The 18,965-nt window shown below is 36.3% G+C and carries 22 protein-coding genes and 1 other RNA gene; 3 read left to right on the top strand and 20 right to left on the bottom strand.

Going from position 1 to position 18,965, the window contains the following annotated elements; translation table 11 throughout:
* Positions 1 to 85 precede the first annotated feature (85 nt).
* The 17 genes from BMW30_RS01555 to BMW30_RS01635 form a co-directional block, all read right to left on the bottom strand.
* Positions 86 to 1,636 (bottom strand): S41 family peptidase, encoded by a 1,551-nt coding sequence (locus BMW30_RS01555; RefSeq protein ID WP_143248966.1) that lies wholly within the window; start codon positions 1,634 to 1,636, stop codon positions 86 to 88.
* A 51-nt stretch (positions 1,637 to 1,687) separates the two neighbouring features.
* Positions 1,688 to 2,404, bottom strand: a complete 717-nt coding sequence (deoD, locus tag BMW30_RS01560) for a purine-nucleoside phosphorylase (RefSeq protein WP_091473249.1) — start codon at positions 2,402 to 2,404, stop codon at positions 1,688 to 1,690.
* 19 nt (positions 2,405 to 2,423) lie between these two features.
* Positions 2,424 to 2,645 carry a YozE family protein gene (locus BMW30_RS01565; RefSeq protein WP_091473251.1) on the bottom strand — a complete coding sequence of 74 codons (222 nt, stop codon included), beginning with the start codon at positions 2,643 to 2,645 and terminating at the stop codon, positions 2,424 to 2,426.
* A gap of 13 nt (positions 2,646 to 2,658) precedes the next feature.
* Complete coding sequence (msrB, locus tag BMW30_RS01570) at positions 2,659 to 3,090, bottom strand: peptide-methionine (R)-S-oxide reductase MsrB (RefSeq protein WP_091473253.1); 432 nt, start codon at positions 3,088 to 3,090, stop codon at positions 2,659 to 2,661.
* Positions 3,090 to 3,611, bottom strand: coding sequence for a peptide-methionine (S)-S-oxide reductase MsrA (gene msrA, locus BMW30_RS01575; protein WP_091473255.1), 522 nt, complete (start codon positions 3,609 to 3,611; stop codon positions 3,090 to 3,092). Before msrA ends, msrB begins: the two co-directional genes overlap by 1 nt.
* Before the next feature lie 10 nt (positions 3,612 to 3,621).
* Positions 3,622 to 4,167, bottom strand: coding sequence for a DUF2140 family protein (locus BMW30_RS01580; protein ID WP_091473257.1), 546 nt, complete (start codon positions 4,165 to 4,167; stop codon positions 3,622 to 3,624).
* Positions 4,168 to 4,172: 5 nt separating this feature from the next.
* Complete coding sequence (locus BMW30_RS01585) at positions 4,173 to 4,646, bottom strand: dihydrofolate reductase (protein ID WP_091473259.1); 474 nt, start codon at positions 4,644 to 4,646, stop codon at positions 4,173 to 4,175.
* Positions 4,647 to 4,658: 12 nt separating this feature from the next.
* On the bottom strand, positions 4,659 to 5,612 hold the full coding sequence (locus BMW30_RS01590; protein ID WP_091473260.1) for a thymidylate synthase: 954 nt from the start codon (positions 5,610 to 5,612) through the stop codon (positions 4,659 to 4,661).
* A 206-nt stretch (positions 5,613 to 5,818) separates the two neighbouring features.
* Entirely contained in the window at positions 5,819 to 6,256 is a 438-nt protein-coding gene (locus BMW30_RS01595) for a BrxA/BrxB family bacilliredoxin (RefSeq protein WP_091473262.1), read from the bottom strand.
* 16 nt (positions 6,257 to 6,272) lie between these two features.
* Positions 6,273 to 6,533, bottom strand: coding sequence for a NifU N-terminal domain-containing protein (locus BMW30_RS01600; RefSeq protein WP_091473264.1), 261 nt, complete (start codon positions 6,531 to 6,533; stop codon positions 6,273 to 6,275).
* 12 nt (positions 6,534 to 6,545) lie between these two features.
* Positions 6,546 to 6,719: a zinc-finger domain-containing protein gene (locus BMW30_RS01605; RefSeq protein ID WP_091473266.1), complete on the bottom strand. Its 174-nt coding sequence runs from the start codon at positions 6,717 to 6,719 to the stop codon at positions 6,546 to 6,548.
* Between the two features lie 64 nt (positions 6,720 to 6,783).
* Positions 6,784 to 7,188 (bottom strand): ribonuclease HI family protein, encoded by a 405-nt coding sequence (locus BMW30_RS01610; protein WP_091473268.1) that lies wholly within the window; start codon positions 7,186 to 7,188, stop codon positions 6,784 to 6,786.
* Complete coding sequence (locus BMW30_RS01615) at positions 7,181 to 8,074, bottom strand: 5'-3' exonuclease (protein ID WP_091473270.1); 894 nt, start codon at positions 8,072 to 8,074, stop codon at positions 7,181 to 7,183. The genes BMW30_RS01610 and BMW30_RS01615 overlap by 8 nt, the downstream gene beginning before the upstream one ends.
* A complete protein-coding gene (locus tag BMW30_RS01620) occupies positions 8,064 to 11,432 on the bottom strand; it encodes a dynamin family protein (protein ID WP_091473272.1) in 3,369 nt (1,122 codons plus the stop codon). The genes BMW30_RS01615 and BMW30_RS01620 overlap by 11 nt, the downstream gene beginning before the upstream one ends.
* A gap of 31 nt (positions 11,433 to 11,463) precedes the next feature.
* Complete coding sequence (locus BMW30_RS01625; RefSeq protein WP_091473274.1) at positions 11,464 to 12,222, bottom strand: DUF3307 domain-containing protein; 759 nt, start codon at positions 12,220 to 12,222, stop codon at positions 11,464 to 11,466.
* The gene (locus BMW30_RS01630; RefSeq protein WP_091473276.1) at positions 12,219 to 12,875 is read right to left on the bottom strand and encodes a SatD family protein; all 657 of its coding nucleotides are present in this window, start codon (positions 12,873 to 12,875) and stop codon (positions 12,219 to 12,221) included. Before BMW30_RS01630 ends, BMW30_RS01625 begins: the two co-directional genes overlap by 4 nt.
* Positions 12,876 to 12,978: 103 nt before the next feature.
* Positions 12,979 to 14,106 (bottom strand): THUMP domain-containing class I SAM-dependent RNA methyltransferase, encoded by a 1,128-nt coding sequence (locus BMW30_RS01635; RefSeq protein ID WP_091473278.1) that lies wholly within the window; start codon positions 14,104 to 14,106, stop codon positions 12,979 to 12,981.
* Between the two features lie 92 nt (positions 14,107 to 14,198).
* Between BMW30_RS01635 and BMW30_RS01640 the strand changes: the two genes are divergently transcribed.
* The gene (locus tag BMW30_RS01640; protein WP_091473280.1) at positions 14,199 to 14,816 is read left to right on the top strand and encodes a tetratricopeptide repeat protein; all 618 of its coding nucleotides are present in this window, start codon (positions 14,199 to 14,201) and stop codon (positions 14,814 to 14,816) included.
* A 61-nt stretch (positions 14,817 to 14,877) separates the two neighbouring features.
* Here BMW30_RS01640 and rnpB read toward each other — a convergent pair.
* From rnpB to BMW30_RS01655, 3 genes are all read right to left on the bottom strand, one after another.
* Positions 14,878 to 15,271: RNase P RNA component class B (gene rnpB / locus BMW30_RS01645), an RNA gene on the bottom strand.
* Between the two features lie 22 nt (positions 15,272 to 15,293).
* Complete coding sequence (gene gpsB, locus BMW30_RS01650; RefSeq protein WP_091473282.1) at positions 15,294 to 15,620, bottom strand: cell division regulator GpsB; 327 nt, start codon at positions 15,618 to 15,620, stop codon at positions 15,294 to 15,296.
* 105 nt (positions 15,621 to 15,725) lie between these two features.
* Positions 15,726 to 16,049 carry a DUF1798 family protein gene (locus BMW30_RS01655; protein WP_091473284.1) on the bottom strand — a complete coding sequence of 108 codons (324 nt, stop codon included), beginning with the start codon at positions 16,047 to 16,049 and terminating at the stop codon, positions 15,726 to 15,728.
* 94 nt (positions 16,050 to 16,143) lie between these two features.
* Here BMW30_RS01655 and recU point away from each other — a divergent pair, with 94 nt between their 5' ends.
* Both recU and BMW30_RS01665 read left to right on the top strand, forming a co-directional pair.
* Positions 16,144 to 16,755 (top strand): Holliday junction resolvase RecU, encoded by a 612-nt coding sequence (gene recU, locus BMW30_RS01660; protein ID WP_091473286.1) that lies wholly within the window; start codon positions 16,144 to 16,146, stop codon positions 16,753 to 16,755.
* A gap of 8 nt (positions 16,756 to 16,763) precedes the next feature.
* The gene (locus tag BMW30_RS01665; protein ID WP_091473288.1) at positions 16,764 to 18,821 is read left to right on the top strand and encodes a transglycosylase domain-containing protein; all 2,058 of its coding nucleotides are present in this window, start codon (positions 16,764 to 16,766) and stop codon (positions 18,819 to 18,821) included.
* Positions 18,822 to 18,965 lie beyond the last annotated feature (144 nt).

The raw sequence follows: 18,965 nt of genomic DNA on the forward strand, positions 1-18,965 counted from the left end.
TCAATAACTTTATACTAATTATTAATTTTTAACAATAAAAAAACACACAGACAAATGATTAAAAGCATGTCTGTGTGTTACACAATTATTCTACATCTTCTGAATTTTCCATCTCTTCATGTAAATCTATCATCTCAATATACTGTGCATTTTCATCAGCAATTGCTTCAATTTCTTCAGCAGTATATTCTCCATTAATGTAATCGATTAAATAATCTAACTGTGCATCATGATCCAAAATGAATGCACGTAATTCAGAAACGAGTGTATCAGTTGTTTCACCCGTCACAACACCAGTAACTTCTAAGTCATTGTCTTCTTGGAAAGCTTCCACTTGCTCAGTTAAGTTACTATCGAATGTCTCATTGATTTCGTCAATTTCATATCCCAGTGCGTCAAGTGCCACTTTTAGTGAAATAATTGTTTCATTCTCTTGGCCTTCAGCAAACAAGTCATCTGGATTTAAAATAGTCACACGATAAAAATCAGGATTGATTAATTCAACATCAGGCTCAATACCTTCATCATGCACCCAAGTTCCGTTCGGTGTTAACCATTTTGAATGTGTGAATTTCAGCAATGATTGATTGCTAAATTGTTCAGTCGTTTGCACGGTTCCTTTACCAAATGATTTTACACCAACAACTTCAACATCTATCAAGTCTTGTAATGCACCGGTAACAACTTCTGATGCACTTGCTGAACCTTCGTTAATCATAATATAAATATTTTCAAATGAATCTGTACTATCATTTTTGTTAAATGTTGTCGTCAACGATACTTGTTGTCCATTACCTTCTTCAAGAATGAGAACTTCCGTATTTCGGTCCACAAACTGATTGATCATATTCACTGCTTCATTTAACAATCCGCCTGGATTGTATCTAAAATCAAGTACGAGATTTGTGTTGCCATTTTCAGCAGCTTCATCTAATGCATCTGCGAACTCATCAGTCGTACCTTCTTGGAATCGGTTGATACTCACATGTGCAATATCATCATATGCTTCATATGTCACACTTTCCACATGAATCGTATCACGCGTAATCGTAATATCAGTCGGTGCATTGTTACCACGGATGACCGTTAACGTAACATCTGTACCTTTTTCACCACGAATTAACTGCACAGCTTCGTTTGCTGTCCAACCTTCAATTGATTCGCCATCAACTGCTGTAATCATATCACCAGGTTCTATACCAGCAGCTTCTGCGGGAGAACCTCTCATCGGAGATACGACAACAATGTAACTCCCTTCTTGACGCACCTCTGCACCGATTCCTTCGAAGTCGCCAGTTACGGATTCATAAAATTCTTCCGTCTCTGAAGCATCCATATACTCTGTATACGGATCATCGAGTCCTTCGATGAGTCCTCTGATTGCAGATTCAACCAAAGCATCCTGGTCTATATCTTCATAGTACTCTTCTGATAATGTGTCGTAGATTTGGAAAAACTGTTCAAACTCTTCATAATCGCTCGTATTTGAATCTGATTGAGCATATAAAGTTAACGTCGTAAGCGCAGCAGTGATAATAATTACCGATAACACGATGAGCGGTAAAAATAGGAATTTTTTGCGCCTTTCTGATTTTCTGTTACGGATTTGCTCTATCATTTCTTCACCTAATTTCAAGTTTATATAGTTAGCGTATCAAGATTTTAGAAATTTTTCCAACACAGATGTTTACTCACCTACAAAAGGGAGCACTGCATCCAATGCAATTTCCATCATTTCATTGAATGTTGTCTGTCTTTCTTCACTCGAAGTTGCTTCACCCGTTAAGATATGGTCGCTCACTGTAAGTATTGTTAACGCACGTGCATCATATTTTTTAGCAATTGTAAATAATGCAGAACTTTCCATTTCAACAGCAAGTACACCATAATCAGCAAGTTGTGCATTGTTCTCTTTCGCATCATAAAAAGAATCCGCTGTAAAGATATTACCAACTCTCACATCAATACCGCGTCTTTTCGCTTCGTTATAACTTGATAGTAGCAAATCAAAGTCTGAAGTCGGTGCATAGTCAATTTCGCTGCCAAACAACTTACGATTTTGACTTGAATCCGTTGAAGCACTTTGTGCAATAATTACATCTCTTACTTTTACATCTTTTTGAATTGCACCACATGTACCCACACGCACGATATTCTTAACGCCATATTCATTCATCAACTCATTGATATATATAGAAATAGATGGCACACCCATACCGCTGCCCATAACAGAAATACGCTTTCCTTTATAAGTTCCTGTGAAGCCAAACATGTTTCGTACATCATTAAATTGTGTAACATCTTCTAAAAAGTTTTCAGCAATAAATTTTGCTCTAAGCGGATCTCCTGGTAACAATACCGTATCTGCGATATCTCCCGCTTTTGCATTAATATGAACACTCATCCAACCGCTCCTTATTATTTTAATGAATTAACCAATTTTTATAAGACTCAAAAGCATCATCGAATATTTCTAACGAAAGACCATCATATGGGTTTTTCTCTAAATAATCACTGATTTCATTATAATCTTTTGAATACTTAGGAAATAATGAATCTGCAATAATTTCTTCAGCAAACTTACCGATATCAGATTTTTCATTTACTCGATTTTTCATAAACTGATAAAAAGAATATTCTTTCATAAAATTCTCCAAACTAGGCTTTAGCCTCAAATATCTTTAACATATCACCATATCCATGCGCTTCCATCTCATCTTTCGGTACAAATTGAATTGCAGCTGAATTGATACAATAGCGCAATCCACCGAGTTCAGTTGGACCATCATTGAACACATGACCTAAGTGACTATCTGAACTATCACTCCGTACTTCCGTTCTTCTCATTCCGAAGCTATCATCAAAATGTTCAGATACGTAATCATCGATTGTTTTAGAGAAACTCGGCCAACCACAGTCACTATCAAATTTGTCCAGAGACGTAAACAACGGTTTTCCACTTAATTTATCGACATATATTCCATCTTCAAAATGGTTGAAGTATTCATTTTGAAATGGTGCTTCTGTGCCGTTTTCTTTCATCACTTGACGCTCCAATGGCGTCAGTTCATCCAATGATTTTTTGACCATTATTTTTCACCCCACACGTTCTCTATAAAACCTTTACGGCCTGACCCTTTAAAATAGGCATTGTAATGTCCACTATTTTTCTTATAGAAGTCTTGGTGGTAATCTTCCGCCATGTAAAAATTCTTAAATGGAAGTACTGGCGTATTAATCGGACCATTAAATATATTTTGACTGTCTAAATCTTTTATTACAGATTCAGCCACTTCTTTTTGCTCATCATCATGATAAAAAATCGCTGGCATGTAATGTGATCCACGATCACCAAATTGACCTTCAATATCCGTTGGATCAAACGTCTTAAAAAATACTCTCAAAACTTCTTCATAACTCATAACGTTTGGATCAAACTCAATTCTCACAGCTTCAACATGCCCTGTTGTTCCTGTTGATACTTCTTCATATGTTGGATTTTCCTTTTCACCGTTCGAATAACCACTTGTGACAGATTTAATACCTAGCCACTCGTCAAACGGTTTCACTAAACACCAGAAACATCCACCCGCTAATGTCGCTTGCTCCATATCTTCACCTCTAATAGTAATTCATGTTAAAGTACCATGCGTTATTTTCATAATCGATATTGACTAGATTTAAATCGTTTACAACAAGATTGTTTGTAATTAAATCCGTATCAAATATTAATGCGTATTGTTCTCTACTGAATTGTATTCCCTCAGGTAATGAACTATTTTCAATGATCATAGTGTATAACATATCTTGAGACAGTGGGAAACCAGCAATATCTATGTTTTGAACACGAAATGTGACGTATTCACCATAAGTCAATGGTTCAAGATTGAATGTCGTCACTACTTCATTTCCATAGATCGTGTTCACACTTCTTACTTCGATATCTTCATTTGTCACAGTAATTGATAAGTTATCATCCACAATTGCTTCATCCAATATATTTTGAATCGTCGAATTATCTAAAATGAATTCGATACCTGTCGGTGCAAATGTTTGCTCCCTTGCTTCTGGAACTTCATAGTTACCGGAGAGTAAATAGTAAATGTATCCGACAACAGCGACGTTGATTACCAATAAAATGACAAACAAATATTTCCATATATTCATGCCAATCACTTCCGTTTTAAGTGTAAGTATTCATGAGGATAGATGTTTTTCTGATCTACCTCGCCCTTTTCTCGTGATATAACAGTCCATTCTTCCAAGTCGTATTCTGGAAAAAAGGTGTCTCCTGCAAATACCTCTTCAATCGACGTGATAAACATCTCATCCACGATATCACGTGTTTCTCTGTAAATATTTGCCCCACCGAAAATAAACACTTTCCCTGGAAGATTTTTAATATCTTCAACAGAGTGAATAACTGTCGCATCTGAATACTCAAGATCTGTATTTCTAGATAAGACAACATTCGTGCGATTCGGAAGTGCTCGACCGAGAGAGTCGTATGTCTTTCGTCCCATAACAATTGTCTGTCCGGTCGTTAATGCTTTTACATGTTTCAAGTCGTTCGGTAAATGCCATGGCATTTTATTTTTAAAACCGATAACATTTTGTTTCGCGTGTGCAACGATAAGTGATACCATGTTACGTTCCTCCTAGACAGCGATTGGTGCAGAAATATAGCCGTGACTTTCATAATCAACCACTTCAAAATCTTCGTATTCTAAATCAAACATTGATTTATCTGAATTGATTTTAATCGTTGGTGGTTTAAAGCTCGTTCTTGATAACTGTGTTTCAACCGCATCGGCGTGGTTATTATAAATGTGCGCGTCTCCAATCGTATGCACATAATCGCCCACTTCTAGGCCACATTCTCTCGCAACGAGTATTAATAATAGACTATAACTTGCGATATTAAATGGTACACCTAAAAATATATCTGCGCTGCGCTGGTAGAGCTGTAAGCTGAGCTTATTATCACTGACATAGAACTGGAATAATGAATGACATGGCGGCAATGCCATTGTTTCAATTTCAGATGGGTTCCAAGCACTTACGATGTGTCGTCTTGAATAAGGATTCGTTTTAATCGCTTCGACAACGTTTTTCAATTGGTCTACGATTTTTCCATCCGGACCTTCCCAATGGCGCCATTGCTTACCATAAACATTACCGAGCGTTCCAAATTTCTCTGCAAACACTTCATCGTTTAAAATATTTTGTTTAAACTGATCCATCTCACGTTTGTAATCTTCGTTAAATGATTCATCTATAAGAGCGCGACGACCAAAGTCTGTCATATCCGGACCATGATATTCGTCACTTTCCACATAGCGCTTAAATGCCCACTCATTCCAAATATTATTATTATACTCAAGTAAATATTTGATGTTTGTGTCGCCTCGCATAAACCAAATTAGTTCTGTCGCAACGAGTTTGAAAAAGACTTTTTTCGTTGTCAGCAGTGGAAACCCCTCAGATAAATCAAAGCGCATCTGATGACCAAATAGTGACGTCGTTCCAGTTCCTGTACGGTCTGATTTCTTAGAACCAGTGTCTCTAACACGTTCAAGTAACTCGTGATATACCTTATCGAAGTTATTCATAGTAATGGCCCCTTTTCTTTCTATTATTAATGAATTATAATAGTATTAATTACTTGAGTCTAGGAGATGTTGTTATGGAAATCATGTTTACTGTTGGTTTAACATTTCTTGTCGGTTACTTTATCTTTTTATGCATTTTCGACTAGAAAATTGAATCGTACGTTTAACCGATAATATTTAAGGAAAGGCCGCGGCCTTTCCTTTTTTTATGAGCAATGAGAATCGAACGATTCTTTGATGTCTTCCATCAAATCTTCGATTTCTCTACCTTCTATATTTGATCTCGGTATAAAATGTACGAGATTTTGTCCTTTAAATAATGCAAAAGATGGGCTCGATGGCGCTTGCATGATGAATTCACGCATCGATTCTGTTGCTTCTTTATCTTGGCCTGCAAATACTGTAACCAAATGGTCTGGTTTAATTGGATTTTGAGAGGCAACAGTCACCGCAGCCGGTCGTGCGATACCTGCAGCACAGCCACAGATGCTGTTTACCATCACAAATGTCGTTGCATCATCATCGACATTTTTCATAAAATCATTGACGTTATCTTCTGTCGTCAATTCAAGAAAACCTTGGTCTGTTAATTCTTTACGCATTGGCACTGCGAGCTCTTTCATATGTTGTTCGTATGCATTCATGTGAAATAACTCCTTTCTATTCTTGATTGTCGATTGTGTCTACCACTTGATCAATGAGTTGCTCCCATTCATAGTCTGGTTTCTTATCGACAGTGACAAAGTTGATTGCGTGAAATAAACTTCTCACACCTTCTATTTGCAATAGATCATTGATAAACTTAGGATTATCCTCTTCTACTCGATCATAAGTTGAAGAACGACTACCTTCCTTATCAAAATCAAGTGTTAACTTCATTGAATCCGGATTCGGTGTTGCATCTATTTGTAAAACTCTCATTTTGACTCTCCTCTAATTTAATTGGTTACCATACTTTTGAATTTTTTGACCGACTGAACATTCAGATATACAAAATTGATGTGCTTCAGTTTTACTTTTCTCACGACGCAACGTTTGTTTTATCAAACAATTTTTACAATAGCGTTGCTCCAACTTATTAATCTGAGTAATCGCATATTCTCTCATATGTTTTCCTCCTTAAATAAGTATACAAAAATTAACCATTCTTTTAAAGAATGACAACCTATAATCATGTATTCAATGCTTTTAAACATTCAAACAGTTGTTGTTTCGCAAGATGATCTGCTTCTGCATTATTTTTTCTAGCAAGATGAGACACAATCATTAATGTAAAGTCATGTTCAAGTTGGAGTACTTGTTGGAGAAACGGTTTAAAGACCTTGTTTTTAACAAATCGTTTCTCTATACTATCGACAATTATTTTTGAATCAGTATAGACGATGACTTGAGTAATCCCTTTTGATTGGCAAAAATTGAGAGCATATATCAATGCGTGCCATTCTGCTTCATGATTGTCTACGGCTCCGAGACAATGACTCAACGTAAATTTTTCATCACCGTCAATGATAACGCCAGCACTTGCAGCAAGTGTTGGCTCCGTTCGTGCTGCGGCGTCTATATACACTTTAGCCATTTAATTCACCAAATATGAGCGAATCCATATATCGACTCGAAATGGTGAGCTCAAAGCGATCGAGTTGTTCTTTTATGTGGGCGATATCGACTGTGTACGCACTTTGCTCTAAAATCTCCTTAATTGGAATTGGAACATTCGTGATCAATGCAGCAAGTTTTAGACTCATGTTTAATGATTCAAAGTCATTTTCTATTTTCTCTCTCATGCGCGGTGTTAATTCATCCATATGAGAAATGATACCTTCGATACTTTGATACTTTTTAATCAATTTAAGCGCTGTCTTCTCTCCAACGCCACTGACGCCAAAGTAACCATCCCCAGGGTCCCCCATCAATGCTTTTACATCGACAAATTGTTCAGGTAGGACACCATATTCTTCTACGAATCGATCAAAGTCATATATGTTATATTCTGTAAAACCTTTTTTAGTGAGCCACAGCTCATTATTCTTATTCTCATCTAAAATTTGGAGTAAGTCACGATCACCACTAACGATAATTGCATTATCAATGATTCGTGTAAGCGTTCCGATAATATCATCTGCCTCATAGCCCTCTGCACCGATTTGGCGAATGCCGAGTGCATGTATCACTTCTTTCACATGATCGAACTGTGGAACCAGCTGTTCTGGTGGAAGCGGTCTGTTTTTCTTATAACCATTAAACCACTCATTACGAATCGTGTGCGCACCCATATCCCAGACGACAATTACGTGTGACGGATTGGTCATTGAAATCAATTTAAACATGTGTCTGACGACACCTTGAATACCATTTGTCGCGATGTTTTTAGAATTATACATATATTGTTCTTTAAAACTCGTTGCGAAAAAGTGTCGGAACAAGAGTGCCATACCATCGATAATCAAATATTTACGTGTCATGAGTAATCTCCTTTAGTTGTTTGTATAAGATTTTATCGTTCTGATAGTGCGCGTCTGATATGCGTTCAATTGGACGTTCTAACGCTAGGATCAAATGTTCCTTTTGTTCATTAAATTGTGATTGTTGTATCTGTAAGTAATCATGCATTTTAGAATGCATTTTTTCTTTTAATGTGTCATTAGATACATCTTTCGCAATCGCTTCAGCAAGCTGTAGTAACATGTCGTTAAATTGTTTAAAGTGATGTCTTGATTGATACAATGGCTTTTCATACTGTGTCAACACTTGTTCATCTAAAATTATTGAAACATCTTCCCAAGACGACGATTCGATAGATAATGTTTCAACTGTATTACTCTCCGTTAGCAATGTGTTGATGTTACTTGTCAGTTTGGATATCTCTTCATCTGCACGGCGATATACGCTGTTAAATGACGTCGCCACTTGAATATAAATAAACTGTTCAATCCCCTGCTTAAGTGCCGTCACATGTTTCGTGATGTAGCGTTTATCATCCATTTCACTAACGCTAAGCTGAGATTTTAAATAATCATATAGTTTTAATGACAATAGTTTCTCTATATGGTTAAGTAACATATCGATTTCAACATCTGTTATTTTCTCCAGAGACATTAAGTGAAGTGATTCTAGCTGTTCAATGCTTTCCTTACGTGTCGTTTGAATTCGATTCAATTCTACTTCTTGATTCTCATATAGATTCAAATTACTCTTCACGGACTCTAACGTTTGCTGATAAAGTACTTCCAAACTCTTCAATTGGTGTGACTCTTTGTGCGCATTTGCTAACTCAATAATCGTCTGTTTCGCCTTATTGAAGTCATCATCATAAGAAGTGAGTGCACGCATGGATGAGACAGGTAAAATTGTATGTGGAATATCCAGCTGTCTTAATGCATTTTTCATGTATTGAATGACTTTATCTAACTCTGTTTCACTCTTCATTAAATCAATCGCATTGATAATAAATACAATCGGAAAATCTTGGCCTTTAATCGATTTAATATAGTTGAGGAAGTCTTCATCAGAGCTACTAAATACATGGTTATAGTATGACACGTAAACGATTTGATCACTATTTGAGATGATATCTTTCGTCTCGTTCGTGTGACGCTGGTTAATCGAGTTAATACCTGGAGAATCGATGATGTTAAAGTTTTCAGTAAATGCTGAATCGATTCGTACACTCGCCTTATGAATAAACGTAGCATCGATATCACTCGCTATTTTCTCTGCAATCCTATCTGTATCCTCATCTACTGTCAGACCTAACAACGGTTCATATTCATCATGCTTCTCTATCAGTCCACGGGCAAATGGTTTATGCATTTCTTTTATATCAGAAATGTTTTTCTTTAACCACTTCACATATTGATCTAACTTGTCGTAACTTTGGTTTGTAATAACTTTTAGCATATTTATGACATCGTCTTTTGATTTATAGACAACAGAAGATGATTGATCGTTAATCTCAGTAATCGTCGCAGTCGTTGGGTTTGGACTCGTTTTTAACATTCTGTTTTGCATTAAGGCATTGATGAATGTTGTCTTACCCGCACTGAACCCACCGAAAATACTTAAGTTCGTCTTATTGTTATGAAGTCGAGAAATTTTATCGGCAATGACTGAATGATATGCATGATACCTATCATTATCTTTAAGTACGTCTCTCAAGTTTTCATAAAATTCAACGGATTTCGTAGATTCATTTGAATAAGTTTTTTCTTGTTCAACCTCTTCTTCTTGGTCGAGTGTGACAAAATCAATTGATACTGCTTCACTAAAAGTGAGCTGCTCTAATTCTTCCTTTAGTCTCACGTGGAAATGTCGATATTGTTTCGTAACGACGGATTGCTTTAAATACTCAGTTTCTTTCATTTCGTTATATATATTAATTCGATTATCGATGTTGTAGTCGTTATTTGAAGATGTCGCTTTTTTATCCATAGAATCGATATGCGCGACGACTTGAGATGTTACTTCACGCATAATTTCCGATTTTAAAGTGTCCATATAGTTCAAAATATAGTCATTCGACAGCGTTGTAATTTCTGATCTGTCGTGCGATTTGTCCCAATTAAACTTAAAAGATTGTCCCACTAATCCAGCATCCATTAACATCGAGTTCACTGGTGTATCAATCTGTGTTTTTAACACATTTTGTAATGCACCATCAAGTGTTTGTTCAGTATCTAAAAATAGTTGATCTAACTTTTTCTTTTTACCAAACAGTCCTTTAACTTGAATATCACCTGATCGTATTTTCAAATGATTCGTAATGGGTGCTTTTACAGCGTGTGGAAATAAATATGCATTTTTTACAATGTCTTTTGCTAAGGTTTTAACATGAGAAATAAGCGTATCATCATCTTGATGAATCGTGTTAATTGTATCCTCATGCCTATCTTGTTCTAACTTTTTCAATTGTTCTTCAATATATGTACTTGTCACATCTTCAACTTCAACATCGTTGTCAGCTTCGGTCAGTTGATTCTCCAACTTATCGTTTAAATAACTGAGTTGTTTTTGTTCTATATTTTGAACAATGCGCTGATGATATTTATCTTGGTATGCATCACGCGCTGCTTCAACATCTTGAATATGCTTAAGTAGTTCATCGACTTGGTTATGTTCTGACTCATATATAGATGTTGTAAAGATTCTATCTAGCTCTATGTCCCAATTCGCTAATGTGTTCTTCACTCGTGATAAAAACATCTCGAAAGAAAGTTCTTCATCGTTGTGTTTATCGACTTGGTTGATAATAAATGAGACTGGTATATTTAAATCTACCAGCTCTTTTAAAAGCGATAAGTTTTTTTCACTCTCAACATGGTTATACTCAACTGTGAAAAATATGTAATCACTGTTTAGTAAAAAGCGATGCATCGACAGACTGTGTGATTTTGTTCTTGAGTCCACACCTGGTGTATCTTGCAAGACAGTATTTAATTTGAAATTGTCATTTTTTACGCGCAATAAAATAGACTGAATATCAACATCCTGTGCGTTGATATCTCTTAATTGCTCGTAGTTCTCTAAATTTACATACTGATACTGATTCACGAATGCTTTAATCTCTTCTTTTTCACTGATCTCAACGGCCACTGTGTTTGACGTTGTTGGTACCGGTGAAGACGGCAGTATTTCAGAGTCAAGTAAATAGTTGATGAGTGATGATTTACCTGCAGAATAATGGCCAATAAAACTAAAAGACAATTGGTCACGATACGTTTTGTCAATCGCATGGTCAATTTGAGACTTTAAATCATCATTATCAGATCGTAATATTTCTTTTCTTAATTTATACAAGATATCCAGTGTTTCTTCGTTTTTCATTTTTTTCTTCCTAACTCATCTAAAAATGTAATCAATAAAAAATTAACTGATATATGATTAGTACAAATAATGTACTTACTAGGGTACCAATTAAATAGTATTCTGCAAATTTAGGTTCTTCGGCTATTTTGTTATAGCGTGCAATCGATTTGGCAGTGAGTACAAAACCGATGGCTGCATATGAACCTGTGGCAAGTAAAACAAGTATAATTACTCGTTCTAAAATCCCAATAAATTCTCCCGCTTGAATAATACCAGGGTTATCTTTTTGAAGTTCTTTCGGTTCAAAGTAACCAAGTGACATCTTCACGACGATACTTGCTGGTTTTATGCTTAGAAGCACTGCGAGTATCCACTGCAATGCAACGTTAGCACTGAATAGATAAGTTGTATCGATAAATGAGACAACATTATTAAACCATGCTGATTCAAGTGTAAATGAATGATAGAAAATAGTAATAAGGCCGATTATTGTCAATACATGGAGTGCCTGATCAAACATAAATAATTGGATATGATTTGCTTTAGTGAGTTGTCTGTTTCGACTATATAAAAACTTACAATAATCAATGAGTGCATGAACGACTGCTAAGCCGAGACCTAACATAAGATATGTAAGATTAGAGAAGAAAGCACTAAAGATTAACATCACGATACTGTAGATGATAATGTGTTGAACAAGCGCGCCTATATACTTTTGCTTATCGTTTGCCAGACGGGTCGACTGTAAGTAAAAATCAGCGATGATGTGAGCAATTAAAAATAAGAGGATTGTTATTGTCATCGTCATAGCAGTGTACCTTCAATGTGGTTGATCAATGCAATTTCAGCCGATTTTACAGAATAATAGTCCGTGCTTTTTAGTGCGCGACTCACAGTCGATTGATTGACCTTTAACTTTGCTGCAGTTTCGTATTGCTTTTCATTCATCTGTACAAATGCTGCAATGACCTCGTGTTGTCGTGTTGTCCAAGATGAACGTACAACATATCTCATACTCAAGAGTGCATTTAATAGCTCATCAGGTTCAGTGTTTGATTTAAGTAAGATGTTTGTTGAAATTGATGAATATTGATCTTCTATTTCTTCGACGCGTGTTAACATTTCATCGGCATAATGATAACTCGGACCATCTATGATTGCAGAATTACTTTCATCAATATCTGTTGCGACCTCCCCTACACCAATACCAAATCTTAACTTTAGTGGTGCTACGGATGATTCTAACAATTGAATGATATCAAAGAAATGTTTCCCACTTGTCATCAAGCCCTGAAAACCATCACCTGATGTAATCATAAATCTAGATGCTATAGATTCACTAAATGTTTCATTTATCGTTTTTAAAACTTTAGAAAGAGACTTTTGTACAGCGTTACGATCCTTAGATTGTCTAGAATTTATAATATCTGCTTTAATCACGATATACTTTTTATTATCCATATCATCAACCTCCTTACGATTATTGTATGAAACAATACATTAACTAAACACATGCACTATTATACACATCTTTTTATTAAATGCACAAAAATATGCATTTAACCTATTTCCTAATTTTACCCCAGTACTGATAAAACGTCGTTTCGATATAACCATTGAATAGTTTTCGACGCTTTGTCGCACGCTTACCGACAATTTCTTCAAATTCCTTATTGGAAGTCATTAAATACACATTTAATGTCGGATTCTCTTGGAGTAATTGACCAATTTTACGATACATTTTTTCAACAGCTTTTGCCTCGCCTATACGTTCTCCATAAGGTGGGTTTGTGACGATTTGAACGTTGTCTTCGTTGATTTCTAGATCATGAATATCTTGAACTGAAAAGTCTATATAACTATCAATACCTATTTCTTCAGCATTCTCCCTTGCGATTTCAATCATACGTGGATCAATATCACTAGCAAGGATTCGGACGTCTTTGTCGTAATCAACTTCATTATCAAGTTGCATACGCATATCATCCCATGCTGATGATTCAAACAGTGACCAAAACTCTGCATCAAATTCACGATTTAATCCCGGTGCCATATTGATGGCCATCATCGCAGCTTCAATCGCTATCGTGCCTGAACCGACAAACGGATCAACCAATGTATTGTTACCATTATATTTCGCTATATGAAGCATGCTCGCAGCCAGTGTCTCTTTTATTGGTGCATCACCTTGACCCAGTCTATATCCACGTTTATGGAGCGCATCGCCACTCGTATCGAGCGTAATTAACGCGCGATCTTTTAAAATGTTTACATCCACTTTAAAGCGTGGTCCATCTTCAGCCAGTCGGCCAGGTACGTCATATGCATCTTTTAAATGTTCCACGATTGCTTTCTTAACGATACGTTGAACATCAGGCACACTATATAGCGTTGATTTATGACTTCGACCTGTTACTGGGAAGTTTGCATTTGCATCTAATATGTCTGACCAATTGAGTGCTTTTGTCATTTCAAATAAATCATCGAATGTATTCACATGAAAATCACCGATAATTATTCGAATTCGGTCTGCTGTGCGTAGCATTAAATTCGTTTTAATGATTGCTTGCTTATCTCCATTAAAGTACACACGACCATTTTCAAGGGTCGTCTGATACCCTAAAGACTCTATTTCATCAGCCACAATACGCTCGAGTCCCATCGGCGTATTCGCGAGTAATTTAAATTCCATAATAATACCTCCACATCTATTCGTTAAGTATACTTTATATAGACCTGTTCGACCATTTGTTATAATAAATAAAAACGTTAGAAGGTGAGAAAGTGTCTAAGATTACAAAAGCATTCGAATATGTAGATTTAGGAAAATATAAAGAAGCTGAAGCACTATATCAAGAACTATTAAATGATGAACTGAATGACAAGGATTACGAGTCCGTGTTGAATGGTGTCGGCTATCTCTACGCGTTTACCGAACGCTATGATGATGCAATCGATGTGTATGAACAATTACTAGCACGCGCTTCAACAGATGAAGATAAAGCGATAGCATATCATCAGATTGGCATGGTATACCGCATGCGACACGATGTCGATAACGCGAAGCGCTACATTGGATATGAACTTGATATTATAAAAGATAAAGACGACAATGACTTATTTGTCTCCGCTAACTTTTATGAATTTGCAGAAGTTTATAAGATTGAAGGCGAACTGCAAAAGGCAGTCGAAATGGGATACGGCGCGCTAGACCATGCGTTAAGAACGGATGATCATGTGGCCATTGGTTGTGCACACAGAGTGCTTGCAGACTGCTTTAACGAACAAGATCAATCGAGTGTTGCAAAATTCCATTATGAACATTCTCTAGAAAGTTTTAAGGCTGCTGATGATGCGGCAGCAATCATGGATTTAAACGATACAATTGATTCAATGTCTTAATACAATTTAATGAAAAGAAAAATAGCACCCAAAATAATTGGGTGCTGTCTAGTTACGGTTATTCTATAAGCCATGTTCTGTACCGCTGTGCTGCAAACGTGTACTAGTCACACTCGCACATTGGTGATAATCATCTGTCTATATTACAAAGTAATATCTTTCTATCCGTTGAATTCCTTTTAGAAAGTGCTCCTACCTAATTTGGATTGCTCACTCGAGGGGTTTACCGCGTTCCACCTTTTATATTTCTATAAAAGCTCCGTCACTGTGGCACTTTTATAGCTAATCTAACCATATGTTTACACACTTAGGTTATTTCGCAGCCGTCAGTCGTATCAAACGAACTGCCTTGACTTATTGTTTCGTCAAGCACGAACACTACGCTCATCTCAGAAACGTGTGAGCATGGACTTTCCTCTACACTGAAAAATTCAGCATAGCGATTATCAGAATACCGTCTATATAATTAATAAAAAATTAATTCACTTTTGTTTGTCCAAACACTTTTTTCTCTAAGTTGCTTAAACGCTTTAAAATATCAATTTGACTATTTTGTGTATGAGAATCTTTCGATTTTGAATTTGTCGCAATTCTTATTCGTAATTCTTCAACTTCTTTTTTCAGTCGAACATTTTCTTCTTCTAGTCTTTTTACATTGCTATTCATGTCAGCCATTTTTTGATAGTCACTAATCACATCATCTAAGAAACTATCTACTTCAATCGGCTTAAAACCACGGATTGATTTCTCAAACTCTTTTTCGAAAATATCTTTAGCGGATAACTTCAAAGTATTTTCATTCAATTGTCTCACCTACCAGATCATTTTCTTAATTACTTTTCAGAGTTAAGTAGTCTTTAACATTATAAGTAGTATACCTCAATTATTCAAGTTAAACTATTACTATTATTATAACCTATTTGATTCAATATGTTTCAACCATACATTAATATACTTCGTCTGTTCCGTAAACAGCTTCAAACTCATACGTTCTGCATGACAGCTCATAATCACTTCGTTAAACGTAGAAATCAGCTTTTCTTTGCTCGGCTCAGTGAAACGTTCATCTGTACGTACTTGAAGTATATCATCTATAATTTTAACAGAAGATTGTAAAAAAGGTTCAATTTCTCGTTTAAAGTCATACTGATAACCATCGCGCATACGTGCATATCTTTGATTGACTTCATCGAGTAGTTTAAAATAGTGAGTATAATTATATTTTCTTGACATCATGTCTTCACCTCATATAATTATGATAGTTTACAGCATTACATACAACACTAAATACATTCTGTGAAATATACAATAGAAATTAGGTTTTATTATGAAATATCCAACAGGTGTAAAACGCAATGCTAATCAGCATATGCACGGACTAAATGATAAGTCTAAAGATAAATCTAATACTGATTATAGTGCGCGTGGTATGACTTTAGAGAAAGATCTTGATGTGACAAATACATACTATTTAAATTCTGACATCGCAGTCATCCATAAAAAACCGACACCAATACAAATTGTCCATGTTGATTATCCTGCTAGAAATCGTGCGAAAATTGATGAAGCATATTTTAAAACACCATCAACGAGCGACTTCAACGGTATTTATCGTGGCAAGTACATTGATTTTGAAGCAAAAGAAACTCGCAACAAAACAAGATTTCCGATGATTAACATCCACGAACACCAAGTCGATCACATGCACGATTGTGAATCCCATGGTGGTATCGTATTTCTTATCGTCCGATTTACTGCTTACGGGGAAACATTTGTTTATCCGTTCAAAGAATTTTATAAACATTGGATGATTTTTAAACAAGGTGGCCGCAAGTCTATTCCATATGCCGATATAAAAGAATCAAGTATTACAGTGCCGATTCGATTAAATCCGAGAGTAGATTATCTTGCTGCTGTCGACGAATTATTTTTTAAGTAGGAGATTTCATGACAGAAAATAACGAAAGTACGAACAATCAACGTACAAGTAAACATAAATTTAATTATGTAACCATCTTAAAACGTGCATTTTTAATTTCAATATTATTAGGTCTTATACTATTAATGTTTGGTACGTTTTTATTTGCTTACTATTCATCAAATGCACCAACATTTACCGATGAGAAACTTAATGATCCGGTCCCCTCTCGCGTCTTTGACGTCAATAATAATTTTGTTTTTGAAATTCATCAAGAACAACCGCGTGAACTCATTGAGATTGAGTCATTACCAGATGATGTGAAAGATGCTGTTTTAGCCGTTGAAGATAATAGATTTTATGATCACGGCGCGATTGACTTCATTCGTCTTGGTGCATCCGTCATTCGAAACTTTCAAAGTGGTTTCGGTGCAGAAGGTGGATCAACAATTACTCAACAGGTCGTTAAGCGTGTGTTTCTAACGGATGATAAGTCGCTCGAACGTAAAGCACAAGAAGCGTATTTAGCATACCGACTTGAACAGGAATACACAAAAGATGACATTTTAGAAATGTATTTAAATAAAATATATTATTCCGATGGGATTTACGGTATCAGAACAGCGAGTATGTATTATTTCAATAAGGAACTTCACGAATTAAATTTAGCGGAGACAGCCTATCTTGCTGGTTTACCTCAATTGCCTAATATTTACAATTTATATATCGATTCAGAAAGTGGCATCAATCGTGCCCATACGGTACTTTATCTGATGAATTATCACGGCAGAATTAGCGATGAACAATATGAAGAAGCACTTGCAATTGATATTACTGCTAATCTAGTTCCAAGAACTGAGGAAGAACGCATCGATTCAGAACCTGATAATCCAGAGTATGCCGCTTATATCGATCTGATTCGTGAAGAAATTGATAACAGCGATGCATTTGGTGAAATGTCGAGTGGAGACGTATTAGCAAGCGGTGTCGATATCTATACAAATATGAATGTTGATGCTCAATTACGCATGTACAACATTACCAATAATAGACAGTATTTTAGTGGCGAAAAATTTGCATCAGATAACTTTGATATGGGTGCGATTTTACTCGATACTAAAACTGGTGGTGTCGCAGCCGTTTCAGGTGGTCGTGATTATAGAGAAATCGTCAAACATAACATGGCCACATACGCACGCAATGTTGGATCTACAATGAAACCATTTCTCTCATATGCACCAGCTATCGAATATTTACAGTTAGGTACGGGACATTTAATACAAGATGAGGAATCATACTCACCAGTTGGAACTGACGGCATGATATATAATTATGATGGCCAGAACCACGGTAACGTGACGATGCGAACATCGGTGTTGAGAAGTTTTAATATCCCGTCAGTAAAAATATTTGAACAAGTCGTCGATGAAGTTGGTACAGAAGGTGTCATGAACTTTGCATCAGAAGTTGGACTGAACTACTCTCATATTGGTGATGGGAATTATGAAGTGAATTTTAATGATGTACTTGGTGGATCAGAGTCTCGATTTAGTCCGAGAGAAATGGCAGAAGCTTACCGTACATTCGGTAACAACGGGGAGTACGGTGAAAGCCATGCCATTCGCTCAATAGTCACATTGGATGAGCAATCGTTTGAATTCGAAAATGAAACACACCAAGCGATGGAAGATTACACGGCTTATATGATGACCGATATGATGAAGCATACGTTCTATAGTTACGGAACAGCTGCAAATGCTTATATCAATGGGTTAAACCTTGCAGGTAAGACAGGAACAACGTCTTATGATACAGCACACGCGAATGAGCTTAATTTACCAAATAACTCCGGTAAAGATGCGTGGATTGTCGGATACACACCAGAATACACAATGAGTGTATGGATGGGCTTCCACGAAGATAGACCGGATGGTGAATCATCATTCGTTGGCGGTAACGAACAGATCATGCCACAGTGGTTCTTTAGGGATGTCATGGCGAATGTATCATCGTACAATGGTGAAGACTTTACGATGCCAGAGAGTGTCAGATGGCAAAATAGTGAAATTGAAGTCAATGTTGAATAGGTTTGATTAGAAGTTGATTACGTGCCTATGAGCGATGCTCAAGGGCACGTAATTTATTTGTGTGGTCAGTGAGCATGTTTCAATGGAACGCAAAACAATCTGCGTGTCAGTGAGCAAGTTTCATTGGAACGCAAATCGATCTGC

The organism is Aliicoccus persicus, from assembly GCF_900110815.1.
Classification (GTDB): domain Bacteria; phylum Bacillota; class Bacilli; order Staphylococcales; family Salinicoccaceae; genus Aliicoccus; species Aliicoccus persicus.

Bases quoted from the DNA above. Each gene is read 5' to 3' on its own strand.
- deoD (WP_091473249.1), bottom strand. From the start codon at position 2,404: ATGAGTGTTCATATTAATGCAAAAGCGGGAGATATCGCAGATACGGTA.
- BMW30_RS01565 (WP_091473251.1), bottom strand. From the start codon at position 2,645: ATGAAAGAATATTCTTTTTATCAGTTTATGAAAAATCGAGTAAATGAA.
- msrB (WP_091473253.1), bottom strand. From the start codon at position 3,090: ATGGTCAAAAAATCATTGGATGAACTGACGCCATTGGAGCGTCAAGTG.
- msrA (WP_091473255.1), bottom strand. From the start codon at position 3,611: ATGGAGCAAGCGACATTAGCGGGTGGATGTTTCTGGTGTTTAGTGAAA.
- BMW30_RS01580 (WP_091473257.1), bottom strand. From the start codon at position 4,167: ATGAATATATGGAAATATTTGTTTGTCATTTTATTGGTAATCAACGTC.
- BMW30_RS01585 (WP_091473259.1), bottom strand. From the start codon at position 4,646: ATGGTATCACTTATCGTTGCACACGCGAAACAAAATGTTATCGGTTTT.
- BMW30_RS01590 (WP_091473260.1), bottom strand. From the start codon at position 5,612: ATGAATAACTTCGATAAGGTATATCACGAGTTACTTGAACGTGTTAGA.
- BMW30_RS01595 (WP_091473262.1), bottom strand. From the start codon at position 6,256: ATGAATGCATACGAACAACATATGAAAGAGCTCGCAGTGCCAATGCGT.
- BMW30_RS01600 (WP_091473264.1), bottom strand. From the start codon at position 6,533: ATGAGAGTTTTACAAATAGATGCAACACCGAATCCGGATTCAATGAAG.
- BMW30_RS01605 (WP_091473266.1), bottom strand. From the start codon at position 6,719: ATGAGAGAATATGCGATTACTCAGATTAATAAGTTGGAGCAACGCTAT.
- BMW30_RS01610 (WP_091473268.1), bottom strand. From the start codon at position 7,188: ATGGCTAAAGTGTATATAGACGCCGCAGCACGAACGGAGCCAACACTT.
- BMW30_RS01615 (WP_091473270.1), bottom strand. From the start codon at position 8,074: ATGACACGTAAATATTTGATTATCGATGGTATGGCACTCTTGTTCCGA.
- BMW30_RS01620 (WP_091473272.1), bottom strand. From the start codon at position 11,432: ATGAAAAACGAAGAAACACTGGATATCTTGTATAAATTAAGAAAAGAA.
- BMW30_RS01625 (WP_091473274.1), bottom strand. From the start codon at position 12,222: ATGACGATGACAATAACAATCCTCTTATTTTTAATTGCTCACATCATC.
- BMW30_RS01630 (WP_091473276.1), bottom strand. From the start codon at position 12,875: ATGGATAATAAAAAGTATATCGTGATTAAAGCAGATATTATAAATTCT.
- BMW30_RS01635 (WP_091473278.1), bottom strand. From the start codon at position 14,106: ATGGAATTTAAATTACTCGCGAATACGCCGATGGGACTCGAGCGTATT.
- BMW30_RS01655 (WP_091473284.1), bottom strand. From the start codon at position 16,049: ATGTCAAGAAAATATAATTATACTCACTATTTTAAACTACTCGATGAA.
- recU (WP_091473286.1), top strand. From the start codon at position 16,144: ATGAAATATCCAACAGGTGTAAAACGCAATGCTAATCAGCATATGCAC.
- BMW30_RS01665 (WP_091473288.1), top strand. From the start codon at position 16,764: ATGACAGAAAATAACGAAAGTACGAACAATCAACGTACAAGTAAACAT.